General features: G+C 35.5%; 16 protein-coding genes and 1 tRNA gene. 6 read left to right on the forward strand and 11 right to left on the reverse strand.

Annotation, left to right across the window (positions count from 1 at the left end; all coding sequences use genetic code 11):
• From secD to B6D18_RS03110, 6 genes are all read left to right on the forward strand, one after another.
• Complete coding sequence (secD, locus tag B6D18_RS03085) at positions 1–1,857, forward strand: protein translocase subunit SecD (RefSeq protein ID WP_086363092.1); 1,857 nt, start codon at positions 1–3, stop codon at positions 1,855–1,857.
• A 15-nt stretch (positions 1,858–1,872) separates the two neighbouring features.
• Complete coding sequence (secF, locus tag B6D18_RS03090) at positions 1,873–2,868, forward strand: protein translocase subunit SecF (RefSeq protein WP_086363137.1); 996 nt, start codon at positions 1,873–1,875, stop codon at positions 2,866–2,868.
• A 123-nt stretch (positions 2,869–2,991) separates the two neighbouring features.
• Positions 2,992–3,067 (forward strand) — tRNA-Ala (locus tag B6D18_RS03095).
• A 937-nt stretch (positions 3,068–4,004) separates the two neighbouring features.
• On the forward strand, positions 4,005–4,688 hold the full coding sequence (locus B6D18_RS03100; protein ID WP_086363093.1) for a hypothetical protein: 684 nt from the start codon (positions 4,005–4,007) through the stop codon (positions 4,686–4,688).
• A gap of 307 nt (positions 4,689–4,995) precedes the next feature.
• Complete coding sequence (locus B6D18_RS03105; RefSeq protein WP_086363094.1) at positions 4,996–5,175, forward strand: hypothetical protein; 180 nt, start codon at positions 4,996–4,998, stop codon at positions 5,173–5,175.
• Positions 5,176–5,238: 63 nt separating this feature from the next.
• Positions 5,239–5,553 (forward strand): chorismate mutase, encoded by a 315-nt coding sequence (locus tag B6D18_RS03110; RefSeq protein ID WP_086363095.1) that lies wholly within the window; start codon positions 5,239–5,241, stop codon positions 5,551–5,553.
• A 128-nt stretch (positions 5,554–5,681) separates the two neighbouring features.
• Here the strand turns inward: B6D18_RS03110 and ureG are convergent, their stop codons facing one another.
• From ureG to urtB, 11 genes are read right to left on the reverse strand one after another with little or no spacing between them, the layout of a single operon-like run.
• The gene (gene ureG / locus B6D18_RS03115; RefSeq protein WP_086363096.1) at positions 5,682–6,296 is read right to left on the reverse strand and encodes an urease accessory protein UreG; all 615 of its coding nucleotides are present in this window, start codon (positions 6,294–6,296) and stop codon (positions 5,682–5,684) included.
• Positions 6,297–6,334: 38 nt separating this feature from the next.
• Positions 6,335–6,994, reverse strand: coding sequence for an urease accessory protein UreF (locus tag B6D18_RS03120; RefSeq protein WP_086363097.1), 660 nt, complete (start codon positions 6,992–6,994; stop codon positions 6,335–6,337).
• A 12-nt stretch (positions 6,995–7,006) separates the two neighbouring features.
• Entirely contained in the window at positions 7,007–7,477 is a 471-nt protein-coding gene (gene ureE, locus B6D18_RS03125) for an urease accessory protein UreE (RefSeq protein ID WP_086363098.1), read from the reverse strand.
• Positions 7,478–7,497: 20 nt separating this feature from the next.
• Positions 7,498–9,201 carry an urease subunit alpha gene (gene ureC, locus B6D18_RS03130; protein WP_086363099.1) on the reverse strand — a complete coding sequence of 568 codons (1,704 nt, stop codon included), beginning with the start codon at positions 9,199–9,201 and terminating at the stop codon, positions 7,498–7,500.
• On the reverse strand, positions 9,194–9,523 hold the full coding sequence (locus B6D18_RS03135; RefSeq protein WP_086363100.1) for an urease subunit beta: 330 nt from the start codon (positions 9,521–9,523) through the stop codon (positions 9,194–9,196). Before B6D18_RS03135 ends, ureC begins: the two co-directional genes overlap by 8 nt.
• A gap of 12 nt (positions 9,524–9,535) precedes the next feature.
• Positions 9,536–9,838, reverse strand: coding sequence for an urease subunit gamma (ureA, locus tag B6D18_RS03140; RefSeq protein ID WP_086363101.1), 303 nt, complete (start codon positions 9,836–9,838; stop codon positions 9,536–9,538).
• Positions 9,839–9,871: 33 nt separating this feature from the next.
• Positions 9,872–10,714: an urease accessory protein UreD gene (locus B6D18_RS03145; protein WP_086363102.1), complete on the reverse strand. Its 843-nt coding sequence runs from the start codon at positions 10,712–10,714 to the stop codon at positions 9,872–9,874.
• The gene (gene urtE, locus B6D18_RS03150; RefSeq protein ID WP_086363138.1) at positions 10,711–11,406 is read right to left on the reverse strand and encodes an urea ABC transporter ATP-binding subunit UrtE; all 696 of its coding nucleotides are present in this window, start codon (positions 11,404–11,406) and stop codon (positions 10,711–10,713) included. Before urtE ends, B6D18_RS03145 begins: the two co-directional genes overlap by 4 nt.
• Positions 11,399–12,259, reverse strand: a complete 861-nt coding sequence (urtD, locus tag B6D18_RS03155) for an urea ABC transporter ATP-binding protein UrtD (RefSeq protein WP_086363103.1) — start codon at positions 12,257–12,259, stop codon at positions 11,399–11,401. The genes urtE and urtD overlap by 8 nt, the downstream gene beginning before the upstream one ends.
• Positions 12,256–13,356, reverse strand: coding sequence for an urea ABC transporter permease subunit UrtC (urtC, locus tag B6D18_RS03160; RefSeq protein WP_086363104.1), 1,101 nt, complete (start codon positions 13,354–13,356; stop codon positions 12,256–12,258). The genes urtD and urtC overlap by 4 nt, the downstream gene beginning before the upstream one ends.
• A gap of 2 nt (positions 13,357–13,358) precedes the next feature.
• A complete protein-coding gene (urtB, locus tag B6D18_RS03165; protein WP_086363105.1) occupies positions 13,359–14,933 on the reverse strand; it encodes an urea ABC transporter permease subunit UrtB in 1,575 nt (524 codons plus the stop codon).
• Positions 14,934–15,027 lie beyond the last annotated feature (94 nt).

Below are 15,027 nucleotides of genomic sequence, written 5' to 3' on the forward strand. Positions count from 1 at the left end.
GTGCTAAATCGCTATCCTTTGTGGAAGTACATTATGTTGGTCGTCGTGATTTGCGTCGGCCTACTTTATGCTCTTCCAAATATTTATGGTGAAGATCCCGCTATACAAATTTCAGGTTCAAATAGTGCCGAAATTAATGTTGCTACGCAAGATAAAGTCAAACAACTTTTGGTGAAAAATGAAATTGAACCTAAATCACTGGTTTATGAAAATAAATCTATTTTAATTCGTTTAAGTGATAATGATGCTCAGCTGAAAGCTAAGGAAATAATATCACAAGAATTAGGTGATGATTATACTGTTGCACTAAATCTAGCGCCTGCGACGCCATCATGGTTAACGATGATTGGTGCCGAACCCATGAAATTAGGGCTCGATTTGCGTGGCGGTGTACACTTTTTAATGGAAGTAGATATGACTACTGCGTTAAGTAAATTGACAGAACAGTCAATTGAAAATTTAAAAGCAGAGTTCAAAAAAAATGATTTAAAGTACAAAGCATTAAATAAAAGTGGTAATCAACAAATTTTAATGCAGTTCGATAATACAGAAGATCGAAACAAAGCCATTACTAAAATTAATGGATTACAAGATTATGAATTAAACTCGCAAGGTGAAAATAGCATTGTTATTAGTGTTAGCCAACATCGTCTACAACAAGCTAAAAGCGATGCAGTACAACAAAATACCACTATTTTACGTAATCGTGTTAATCAACTAGGCGTTGCTGAACCAATTGTGCAACGTCAAGGCTCTGAGCGTATTGTTGTTGAGTTACCTGGTATTCAAGATACAGCATTAGCTAAACGAATTTTAGGCGCAACTGCAACGCTAGAGTTTAGACAAGTAAATGAAGATGGTTCAGTTAACTTAGAAGCTATTCTAAATGGTCAAATGCGTGTTCCATATGGTTCTGAAATAAAATATATGGAAAATGGTCGGCCGGTGTTACTTTATAAACGTGTAGTATTAACAGGTGATCATATTACCGATTCTGCATTTAGAGTAAATGAATATAGCCAGCCAGAAGTTTCTATTAACTTAGACAGTGCTGGTGGCAAAACCATGCTTGATTTTACACAGAAGCATCTGAAAAAAGCAATGGCAACATTATTTGTTGAATATAAAGATACTGGAAAACGTGATGAAAATGATAAACCTATTCTTGAAAAACAAGAGAGAGTTATCAATATAGCAACGATCCAAGGTATTTTTAGTGACCGATTCCAAGTAACAGGGATCAGTAGTGTTGATGAAGCTAGAAATTTATCACTATTATTAAGAGCAGGGGCATTGATTGCGCCGATCCAAATAATTGAAGAACGCACCGTTGGTCCATCAATGGGGCAAGAAAATATCACTCAAGGTTTAGAATCTTGTATATGGGGATTATTAATTTCGGTAATCTTTATGTTAGTGGTATATCGTCTGTTTGGTGTATTTGCTAGTCTTGCATTAGTTGCAAACTTAATTCTAATTGTTGGTGCGATGTCTTTGTTACCTGGGGCAACATTAAGTATGCCAGGGATTGCCGGTATCGTGCTAACTGTTGGTATGGCGGTCGACGCAAATGTTTTAATTAATGAGCGTATAAAAGAAGAGCTCAGTAATGGTCGAGGTGTCCAACATGCAATTAACGAAGGTTATGCTGGTGCTTGGAGTAGTATTTTTGATGCCAATATTACCACATTAATAACTGCGATTATTCTTTATGCTGTAGGTACAGGTTCGATCAAAGGCTTTGCCATTACATTAGGTATCGGTATTGTAACATCGATGTTTACCTCGATCGTAGGGACTCGAGCTCTGGCCAATCTTATTTATGGTGGTCGTCGCGTCAATAAGTTATCAATTTAGAGGTTTATTGTGACTATTAATAAAAAAGAAAATCATGATGTTAGAGAATTAAATCATGGACGAAGAGTATTCGACTTTTTAAAATTTGGCTTCATTGCTTTTATTATCTCAATGTTGTTGGTTGTTGCATCATTTGTGGTTATTCTTGTTAAAGGCTTCAATCTTGGACAGGATTTTACCGGTGGTACAACGGTTGAACTGACAGTAACTAAACCCGTAAACCTTGATGATTTACGTAATAGTTTACGTGATGCAGGTTATCATGAGCCTGTCGTTCAGTATTATGGCAGTAGTAAAGATATTATTATCCGATTAGCCACCGCCAATCAAAATGAGGGTAGTGTATCATCCGCGATTGATAATGCATTAGGTACTAAAATCTCTAATTTAGTACATAAAGATATTGATAGTAATGCTGAAATTAAGCGAATTGAGTTCGTTGGTCCAACAGTTGGTTCTGAATTAGCACAAGATGGTATTTTGGCGATCTGTGCAGCATTAATTTGTATCTTAATTTATATTGCATTTCGATTTGAATGGCGATTTGGTACGGGTGCAGTTGTAGCATTAGCTCATGATGTAGTCATTACCGCCGGCTATTTATCAATCTTTGAGCGTGAATTAGATTTAACCATTATTGCAGCAATGTTATCTATAATTGGTTATTCACTTAATGATACTATCGTTGTATTCGACCGAATTCGTGAGAATTTCAGAAAAATTCGACGAGCATCGCCATATGACGTTATCAACATCTCGTTAACTCAAACATTACACCGAACTTTAATGACATCCGGCACAACTTTAGCGGTAGTTATTATCTTATATATCTTCGGTGGTTCAATGTTAAAAGGTTTCTCTGAAACATTAGGTGTAGGAATTGTGTTAGGGACGATTTCATCAATCTATGTGGCTGCTTATATGTCACTTAAATTGGGTGTTAAACGTGAACACTTTATGCCACCAAAAGTTGAAGCAGAAGGCGCGGATCAAAACGCGATTTTACGTTAATCATTTGAGCTCTGTCATCGCCTGACAGAGCTTTATTAGCTTGTTTTTTGAGCAAATAATATTAAATTATTTGACACCCTTTAACTAGTTGCATATTATTAGCCACAGTTTTTTATCCCTTTAGGGGCCATAGCTCAGCTGGGAGAGCGCAACGCTGGCAGCGTTGAGGTCAGGGGTTCGATCCCCCTTGGCTCCACCAATTCAATAAACAATAATACTCATCTAAATCCTTATATCGGCAATGGTGAAGGTTTAAAACAATCACTAGTGGTGATAAGTTCACAATTGACCTTAAACATAAACAACCCTATTCCGGCAAGATTCTAGCGATAGTGTTAGTAATCAACAACGAAGATATGCGATTTAATGAGCGCAATGGTGACATATCTTGGTGAAGAGTAATATTTCACTTTGGCAATGTTATACCTTACAAAGAGCCAGATTTACATTTGGTTAGTAAAATAAAGCAAAACAATAGTTCCGCCTCTATTGTTAGACCGTTACTTAATGAGTTCGCTAAGCCTAATGATGCTAAACAATGATTACGTAAACAGCAACAATCAGAGGAAGCAACAACCGTTATGCAAATCACAGAAACAACACTTACTACTGCATATTAACTAGCAGCTAGGCTTATCATAATTGCCATAAAGCGTTCATCCGTAACCTTGGACTTAGTATTATATATGACCGCATTAGGCGCAATAAAAGTATTTCGATAGCAAGTGCCCGTAAAAATAGCGGCCTGTTGATTCCAACAGAATGTATCGAGTTGGTGAAGATGGCAAACCTGAGATATTGATGCATGGTGGGGGACAATATTTAATACTTGGAGAGAATGGCAAGTATTAACTAACCATTAAATCACCTTAGGTAATGGCCGTATCCAATCTAGCTCTGTTGTAGAAAACTACGCAAGCAATATGGAAGTAAGGCGACTGTTTATTGATGTCGAAAAAGACTCATCAGAATGTCAGTTAAACAGGCTGATCAAAACATATCAGAAATTATATGTAATTATTCCGGTTATGTATGAAACGCCATGTGTAACTCAACAAATGTTCAGTCGAAATTGTAATTGATATTCTTATCTATTTTTCATACTATTACCGAGATTTAATTATCAAGGAGATGGTATGAAAAAAATAATCTTTTTAAGTTTATTTGGCTTGGCTTTAACCGCTTGTAACTCGGTGAAGTATAATTATGTAGCTGAAACAAAGCAAATAAGCTATCCCGATTTGAATGTTGTTACCAAAACATTTATTGGCGATGATATGGTTAGACAGGGTACAGTAGCGGCAAGGGATGTTGTTTATTTTCCTCAAACTACAGTTGTTAGTGGGATGGTGGATTTTACTATTCATGCCGGAGAGTACCCTAAAGTAGGTGAAGATAAAAAGTATCTGTTTTTTGGTTTAAATGAGTTAAATTCTGGAGTAACAGTAGGAAAATCAGCCTTTGCTGATATACCTGTAGGGATTAGAACTAATAAACACGATAATGACCTATGTATTATTACTGTTAGCGGTGCTTCTTTATGTAAAGGTGATGCTGCATTTTCCTACCAAAAGAAAAATGTAACTTATCAAAACGCGTTCCAGCAGATACTAATCTATAACGGTAAAGTAGGGCATAAGATTAATATTGGGTATAAAGAATTTAATAATGATTTTGCTCGCCCTGCATTTTCAAATAATGTTGAATATGACTTATCAGAATCAAAAGTTATAAGATATAAAGGTGCAGAATTAGAAATAATAAAAGCAACTAATCAATTTATTGAATATAAAGTATTTAGTAATTTCAATCAGAGATAAAAAAGCCTTTTAGAGCTTTTATTTTGTCTATGATTTATATAATGAATTCTAGATGGGTACTGATAATTTGTATTTGACAGATTATTGCCTGTGAGTAGCCAAAAATTCACAATTAAAATTTACACAAACCGCCCAAGTGAAGTGACCCCATAAAGTTGGACACTTTTATTAAGTGGTTTTTTATTTACCCTAATGCAGTCAATAGTTAATGAAATAGACAATTTAATTAAATATGATAGAAATCCCCCAGACTGTAGCAACCGTTCTAAATTGGTAAGAATGGCGATAATTTAGAAGTGGAATAGAGATGAATAAATTTAAGTTAGTCTTAATTATATTAACTATTTTGTTATTTAGTATTAAGCAATGTGAAAATAGACAAAAACAACGAGCTGATGAACTAATAAAAAAAGTAAAACCATTATTGGATAATCCAGAGCTTTACATTAAGGACATTAAAACTAAAGCAACTGAAAATAGCAAATAAATTTCATGTAAATACATAGAGGGCTATAATGTAGCTAACTGAATAATAAAGTGGGCTAATATTATGAATTATAATCCTATTCATTTGCCAAAAAAGTGCAATGGTATGAGTGATATTCGAGCTGAAATAGATCGAATTGATCACCTAGTGATTGAACTATTATCTACTCGATTTGAATATGTGAAAGAAGCAAGTAAATTTAAGAAAAACACAGTAGATGTGCAAGCTAAAGAGCGTTTTGACAGTATGCTTGAACAACGAAAGCTTTGGGCTAATGAGTTAGGTCTCGATGGTGATGTCATTAAAGAATTGTATGCTAACTTAGTTAGATATTTTATTGATGAAGAATTAAAGCATTTTCAGCATAAAGAAAAATAATTACGCTAACTTATTATTAAAACTTTAATTTAAGGGGGTTAATTGCTAGGTTAAATGTTTATGCCTAGTTTTTAACTTTCCCAACATTATTATTTATCTGGATAATGTTGGGTATACGATAAAACGAATTAAAATAAACCATTGGTTTCAATAAATTCAATGACTTTATCTAATCCTTGTTTAGTCCGTAAATTAGTAAATGCCCATGGTTTATCAATGCGCATTTTATTGGTATCAGATTCCATTACTGCTAAAGAAGCACCGACATAGGGAGCCAGATCAATTTTATTAATGACTAAAAAGTCTGATTTAGTTATACCAGGACCTCCTTTTCGTGGAATTTTTTCTCCTTCAGCAACATCAATGACATAGATAGTCAAATCGGCCAACTCAGGGCTAAAAGTTGCACTAAGATTGTCACCTCCACTTTCGATAAAAATAATATCTAGATGTGGAAACATTTCCATTAATCCTTCAACTGCAGCTAAATTCATTGATGCATCTTCACGAATTGCCGTATGTGGGCAGCCACCAGTTTCAACACCAACAATACGTTCGGGATCTAATGCTTTTGCATCGGTTAATATACGCTGATCTTCTTTTGTATAAATGTCGTTAGTGACAACGGCTAATTGATATTTGTTGCGCATGGTTTTACATAGCATTTCAAGTAGGGCCGTTTTTCCTGATCCTACCGGTCCGCCAACGCCAATTCTTAGTGGTGTATGTGTAATGGTATTCATATTTTCTTCTCTTTTTTCTATAATTTTATGAGTTTAACTTATGATCGAAACAGTCTTGAGTACTGTGTTTCGTGACAACTACTGGCAATAGCTACTAAAGGCGATCCTGCGCCAATATCATCATCTTTAACATCATTTGCTTGCTTAATAATTGAAGGTAATAATGTTGATAATTGATAAATCAGCTGTTGTCCTGCTTGCTGTCCTAAAGGTACTAATTTGATCGCCGCCATAATGTTGCTTTCGAGCCAACTGTAACTCCAGCTGATTTGTAGATCTTCTAACGACATTTTATTTGTCGCACCATACCAAGCAAATCCGGCAATTTGTGACTGTATTAATAAATTTTGCCATGGATGAATAAACCCTAATCCTTCTAGGAATCGAAAAAAGGCTTTTCCTCGTTGCTGTTCTTCAAGTCTTAATTCACTTGTTTCTCGTTGACGTAGTAAATTTTTAATCCAATAACTAAAACCTTGTTCATCTTGATCGATAGTACATTGATATAGTCGAGCCAAAATAGGTAAGTCACAAAAGCGCAATGTGCTATACATTTGTTGTATCAGCCAATCTTTGGTTTCGAGTTGGTTAGTCACCCATTTGGCTTCAACTGCCCATTCTAATCCTTGAGAATAGGTGAATCCCCCAACAGGTAAGTTTGCACTGGCTAATTGTAAGTTACGTAAATATTGCAGCATGTTTTTTTAATCTTAATGATGATGATGGTGGCCAATCGCACTACTTTGATAGGCTCCAGCTTCCGGTTCAAATGGTGCTTGTTCAACCAGTACTTTAATTCCTAATTGGGTTAGCATTTCATCCAACACATGATCGTGTTGATAACGAACAAAGTCTGTAGCAATTTGTAATGGAACATGACGATTACCTAAATGATAACATGCTCTGGCTAACAACAATTTATCATTGCAGTAGGCTGTGGATACATTTTCGTTTGCAGCCAATACTTCAATAATTATTGATTCATCCTCTGTTGCAAGATAATCACCACCGCGAATTAATAAACCTCTAGGTAATATAACACCGGCTTCCTGACCACTATTAAGCACTATTTTGCTGCGGCTTTTTATTCGGCTATCAATATCTAATTTAGTACAGTATTTGACAGACTGTAGTTGTATTTTTGTTAATGGTTTAGTAAGTATCTTTGTTAAAATTATCATGATGTTATGTTCTCAATTTATTAAAATAAAAAGTATCTCTGTGCCATTGGTAAGATAGATGCAGCTTCACAACTCAATAGATTGTTATCGGCCTTTACTTCATAGGTTTGGGCATCCACTTCAATATTGGGTTGCCATGAGTTATGGATCATGTCTTGTTTTTTAATCTGACGGCAATTTTTTGCCACACCAATCAAACTTTTTAATCCCAAGTTTTTTGCTACATTTAAATCGGCAGCTGTTTGTGAAATAAATGTCATTCTAGATAAAAAACCTGCTTTTCCTAAGCTAGCAAACATAGGGCGATAGTGTACGGGTTGTGGTGTGGGAATTGAGGCATTAACATCACCCATTTCGGCGTAAGCAATCATTCCCGCTTTAATAATTAAACTTGGTTTTATGCCAAAAAAAGCAGGTTGCCAAATGACTAAATCGGCTAATTTTCCTACTTCAATAGAACCTACTTCATGGCTTATACCATGGGTAATCGCTGGATTTATGGTGTATTTAGCTAGATAACGTTTAACCCTAAAATTATCATTTTGTTGATTATCTGGATATAATGGGCCACGTTGGGTTTTCATTTTATGAGCAGTTTGCCATGTTCTTATGATAACTTCGCCCACTCGTCCCATGGCCTGAGAGTCTGATGAAATCATAGAAAATGCACCTAAATCATGTAATATGTCTTCCGCAGCAATAGTTTCTCTGCGTATCCTTGATTCGGCAAAAGCAACATCTTCTGCAATTCCAGCATCTAAGTGATGACAAACCATCAACATATCTAAATGCTCATCAATAGTATTGATAGTATAAGGACGTGTAGGATTTGTGGAGGAAGGTAAAATATTAGCATAACCACAGGCTTTTATAATATCGGGTGCATGGCCGCCTCCTGCGCCTTCCGTATGATAAGTGTGAATGGTTCGCTCACCAATGGCAGCAAGAGTGTCTTCAACAAAACCAGATTCATTTAAAGTATCGGTATGAATAGCTACTTGTACATCCATCTTATCGGCTACATCAAGGCAATTACTTATTGCTTGTGGTGTTGAGCCCCAATCTTCATGTAATTTTAATCCAATAGCGCCGGCATTGACTTGTTCGATTAATGGCTCAATAACACTGCAATTCCCTTTAGCTAATAACCCAACATTTACAGGTAAATTATCACAAGCTTGTAACATTTTTTCGATATGCCACTTACCTGGTGTACACGTGGTTGCGTTTGTTCCCGTCGCTGGGCCGGTACCACCACCTATAAATGTAGTTATTCCTGAACATATAGCCTCTTCAGCTTGTTGTGGGCAAATGAAATGGATATGAGAGTCAATTCCGCCTGCTGTAACAATGCTATTTTCGCCAGCAATAATTTCAGTGCTAGCACCAATAGCGATGGTTATATCTGGTTGTATGTCGGGATTTCCCGCTTTACCAATAGCTAAAATACGTCCATTTTTAATACCAATATCAGCTTTAACAATTCCCCAATAATCAATGATTAAAGCATTGGTTATTACAACATCGGCAACCAAATCTGCACATAATTGGCTTTGTCCCATACCATCACGGATTACTTTCCCACCACCAAATTTAACTTCTTCGCCGTAAGTAGTGAAATCTTTTTCAACTTGTATCCATAACTCGGTGTCGGCTAAGCGAACTTTATCTCCGGTGGTTGGGCCAAACATTTCTGCATACGCTTGTCTAGAAATATTACTCATTTTCAATTCCTTTATTATCTAATGCACCCATTACAGCACCTTGGAATCCATACACTTGCCTTTTACCTGCTAGTTCAACTAACACTACAGTACGGCTTTGCCCAGGCTCAAACCTTACAGCAGTACCGGCTGCAATATCTAAGCGATATCCATAACTTTTGGCACGCTCAAATTTTAAGGCTGGATTAACCTCGAAAAAATGATAATGAGAGCCTATTTGAATAGGTCTATCACTATGATTAGCAACTGTTATTTGAATGGTTTTGCGATTTTTGTTTAATTCAATATTACCCGCTTGTACAATCACTTGGCCTGGAATCATATAATTTACCTTTTAAATAATAGGATTATGAACAGTAACTAATTTAGTCCCATCAGGAAATGTTGCTTCAACCTGAACATCTTGGATCATATCGGCAATTCCCTCCATTACGTCGTTACGCGTTAAGACTTTTCGCCCCAAATTCATTAATTCAGTAACGGTTAAACCATCTCTAGCGCCTTCTAAAATTGCGGCACTAATTAGTGCTATTGATTCAGGATAATTTAATTTTACCCCTCGTGCTTTTCGCCTTTCGGCAACCAATGCTGCTGTAAACAGTAATAATTTATCTTTTTCTCTCGGAGTTAGTTTCATCGTTATTTTCTCATCGCATTTATAATAATTAAGCTAGGTTGCCCAAATTCGAGGTGGACATGTGGGTAAATTGATAATTAACGGACGCAATAATGTCCATAATTGATGTAAATATTGTTGGCAAATTTGGTTATCATTTGCTAGTAAACGAACGGTCAATAATTGCCCTAGAGTAGTTGCACCGATTGGAACCTTACTATTTTCAAGTCTTTTTTGCACTTGTTGTAAAATGGCTAGATTAATCGGATAGGCAAATAAAGTTGCACTATATGTGTAATTACCTATAGGAGCACAATTACCATCAATAATTTTTAAGTGCTCATCAAGACCTAATTCATCCGGTAAATTAATTGTTAAACGGCTTTTGATATTGCCTTGTCCAAACTTTTCTTGCATAACTGGTCGACCAAAGCACAATGTTTCCCACCCAAGCAATCGGCTATTTAATGTTAAATTAAATTCAGTCGTTAAATTAGCATTAGTACCATTAAAAAAAATATTTTCTTGGGGTAACCATTCAATAATACTATTTGGCGCTAAAGTAAACTTTTGTTTTAGCTGTGCAATATTGCCTTGACTGCGATAAAATTTACTTGCTCCGGGCATAGTCATTAATAGATGGCTATCGTGATCTAAAAAAATATCTAGCTCAAGTTTATCGCCCCCCACAATTCCCCCCGGAGGATGGAGTAAATATATATGGCAAGGTTTTCCTTCTGGATAAAATGGCCGTTGTACAGTTAAAGGTCCTTGTTGTTGACGATCAACTAACTCAGTTCGCTGTAGTCCACCATTTACAAAACGGTTCGCAAAAGATAGTGATAGTTTACCTAACCAGCCATTAGCATTGTTTTGAGCTGTATTATTTTGAATCATACCGTTAAATAATTTTTAATTAAATCTGGTGTTAGTTGTTGTAAGGCTCCATTAGCAATATTTCGTCCTCGGTCAAGTAAATAAAAATCATCAGCAACCATCTGAATAAAAGGTAATTTTTGTTCAACTAATAATACAGTTAAACCTAATTCATGATTGAGTCGATTAATGATAGCGCCTATATCATGTACAATATTGGGCTGAATACCTTCAGTTGGCTCATCTAAAATTAATAATGATGGTTCGATAACTAAAGCTCTTCCAATTGCTAATTGTTGTTGCTGTCCCCCAGATAGATCGCCGCCACAACGATTTTTCATCTCTTTTAATACCGGGAATAACGAATAAACTAAATCAGGTATTTTTGCCGAGCGGGATCTTTTAGCAGCTAAACCTACCCGTAGGTTTTCTTCAACAGTTAGTTGAGAAAAGATTTGTCTACCCTGTGGAACGTAACCTATTCCCATATAGGCACGGGTTTCGATAGATTTATAGGTAATATCGGTATCATTAAATTGTATATTGCCTTTTTTGATTTTTAAATTTCCCATAATAGACTGTACTAGAGTAGTTTTGCCAACGCCATTACGTCCCATTAGGCATGTACATTTACCTTTGGCTAAACACAGATCGATATCCCATAAAATGTGTGTTTGTCCATAAAATTGATTGATATTAGATAATTTAAGCAACATTAACGTTCCTCCCAGTAGTAGATTGTCCTAAATAGACTTCAATTACTTTAGGATTATTTTGTACTTGTTCCATATTTCCTTCCGCCAATATTGAACCTTGATGCAATACTGAAACAGTTTTGGCAATTTGTCTGACGAAATCCATATCATGTTCAACAACAATTAACGTATGTTTGCCCGCTAACGAGTTTAATAATTCTGCGGTTTTATCCATTTCTTGAGTTGTCATCCCGGCAACAGGTTCATCAACTAATAGTAGTTGAGGTTTTTGCATTAATAACATCCCTAATTCCAACCACTGTTTTTGTCCATGAGATAAAATAGCTGCATATTCATGACGCATGTTCATTAAACCAATTAGTAGAAGTATCTCATCTATTTGTTCTTGTTCAATCTTGTTAACTCGATGGCGAAGAGTATGCCAAACTGTTTTTTTCCCAGCATTTGCTAGCATTAAATTGTCATTAACAGTTAGGGCTTCGAATACAGTTGGTTTTTGAAATTTGCGACCGATGCCGGCTTGGGCAATTTGTGGTTCATCCATAGTTAATAAATTGAGTTTTTGACCAAACCATGCTGTACCTACTTGTGGTTTTGTTTTACCAGTGATTACATCCATCATCGTCGTTTTACCGGCGCCATTAGGACCAATAATACAGCGTAATTCACCTTGTTTAATATAAAGATTTAAATCATTAATCGCTTTAAAGTTATCAAAACTAACATTAATGCCTTCCAAGTAAAGAATAATACCTTTACTGGTATCCAAATCCGGTTGTGGTAGTGCTTCAAAATCTTTAAGCAAAGAAGAGGTTGATTTTAATTTTTTATTTAAACTTTTTTTATTCATATATTTGCCTCCAATAGTTTTAGTTTGTATTTTTTAGATATAATTAGATTGATTAAACCAACAATACCTTTTGGAAGAAATAAAGTAACTAATACAAACAGAAGGCCTAAAGCAAATAACCATTGGTCAGGGAACCATACGGTGAAAAGTGATTTGCAATAATTAACTAAAAATGCACCAACAATGGCACCATATAAAGTCGCTCGGCCACCGACAGCAACCCAAACGACAATTTCGATTGAATTTAGAGGTAAAAATTCAATGGGTGTGATAATTCCTACTTGTGGCACATATAACGCTCCGGCAATACCAGCTAATATGGCTGAAAAAGTAAAAACAGCTAATTTTATATTTTCAACTCGATACCCAACAAACCTAATGCGTGGTTCGGCATCTCGAATAGCAATAATCACTTTACCCAATTTACTTTTAATTAATTGATAACATATCAGATAACTAATAATGACAGCCATTAAGGTAATAAGTAATAATGTTATCCGCATTCCATTACTGGTGATTGAAAAACCTAATAAATATTTAAAGTTAGTCAGGCCATTATCGCCACCAAATCCCATCTCATTGCGTTGAAAAGCTAGCATTAATGCAAAGGTGAGTGCTTGTGTAATAATTGAAAGGTAAACTCCAGAAACACGGGAACGAAAAGTCATATAACCGAATATAAAAGCTAATAATCCAGGTATTAGCATAATTAATAGCAAAGTAATTAAAAAATTATCTGAGCCTTGCCAATACCAAGGTAAACTTTGCCAATTAATAAATGAAGCAAATTCAGGCAGAATGGTCGAACCATTTTCTCCCTGTACAGACAAATACATTCCCATCATATAGCCACCGAGTGCAAAAAAAGCACCGTGACCTAAACTTAAAATGCCTAAATATCCCCAAACTAAATCAACTGATAGTGCAAGCAAGGCATAACATAGATATTTACTGACTAAAATAATAGTCTGATTACCAACATAAAATAGGCTATTAGTTGGGAAAAAGAGATTAGCTATTACTAAATAACTGACTAATAAAGTTAGACAAAATAGAACATAAGCGCCATTATCTTGTTTAAAATATTTTGTTAACATATTTATCCCTCTACAGCTCGACCGCGTTGTGGAAAAAGACCTCGAGGTCGTTTTTGAATAAATAGTACTAAACTAATAAGCACCACAATTTTAGCTAACATGGCTCCAGTAATTGGCTCTAAAAATTTATTGGCCAACCCTAAAATTAAGCCAGCAATTAATGCTCCCCATAAATTACCAACACCACCAAATACCACTACCATGAATGAATCAATGATATAATTTTGACCAAGATTTGGGCCAACATTGGTGATTTGTGAAAGGGCTACACCAGCCAGACCGGCTATACCGGAACCAAGGCCAAAGGTTAGCGCATTTACCCAGCTGGCTTTAACGCCTAAACATCTTGCCATTAATGGATTCATCGAAATAGCTCTGACATTAAGTCCTAAAGCTGTTTTTTTCATAATCAATAACAAAATAATGAAAATGGTTAAGCTAAAACCAATAACATATAGCCGATTAATCGTGAGCGATAAAAAGTCATTGATCTGAATTGAACCTTGCATCCAGCTCGGCGTGATGATTGCTTTATTTAACGGTGAAAATATTGTTCTGAATAACTGTTGTAATAATAGACTGATACCAAAAGTAGCTAATAAGGTTTCGAGAGGTCTACCATATAGATATCTAATCACGCTTATTTCTATTAACATTCCTACCGCACCGCATACCAAAAATGCAGCAGGGATAGAGAGAATTAACGCTATGCCTGGATAGTTAGGCAATAGTTGTTGCATCACGTATGTGGTATATGCACCAATCATAATTAATTCACCATGCGCCATATTAATCACGCCCATAACCCCAAAGGTAATAGCGAGTCCAATGGCAGCAAGTACAAGTACTGCACCTAAACTAATACCAAAATAGACTTGTTCAGTTTTTTCATACATCGCTTTTTTTTGGGTTAATTTATCAAGTAGTTTTTGTGCCGTATCTTTGACGATTTGTGAATCATTAGTTGCAGTCAATTGTTGTAGTTTCTGAACAAAAATAGGGTTAGTCACTTGACTAAGTTGTGTCAACAGAACCAAACATTCATTTTCATCGCAATTAGTCAGCTTTGCGAATGATAATGCTTCAAGTAATCGCTGTTTAACTTCACTATCTTGTTCTTGTGCTAACCGCTCAACAATGAAATTCATTTGTGATGGTGATTGAATATGTCCAAAAAGCTCTTTTGCTGCAATACGTCTTGTTGGAATAGTATTACTACTTAGCTTCATTTGAAGTTGATGTTCGGCAACTAATTGGCGAATATTATTGTTTATAGCAATACGTTTAAACTTATTTTTAGGCACATCCAGTACTTGCTTGTTATTCCAATTAACAAATTGATTATCCTTTTTTATAGCTAGTGTACTATTGGTCTGCAGCCAGTATAAGTTACCTTCAACTAATGCATTAAAAAGAGGCTGTATTGTTGCATCATTTTCTTTAATCATTTCACTGATTAATCGTTGTTTTTCAGTTAGCGAACCTTTGGCTAGTCTTTGTTCAAAATGTTCTGGTAGTACTGCTGTTGCTAGATTGGTGATCATCCATAACAGACAAATCAATATCATTTTTTTCATTATTCATTCCTATGCTTCTGCTCGTCATATTAATTAACCAATGATCGGTTTTGCATTTGCATTTTTATTGCAGAGATATGGTGAGATATAACTC

Origin of the sequence: Gilliamella sp. A7 (assembly GCF_002142015.1) — a bacterium.
Classification (GTDB): domain Bacteria; phylum Pseudomonadota; class Gammaproteobacteria; order Enterobacterales; family Orbaceae; genus Gilliamella; species Gilliamella apis_A.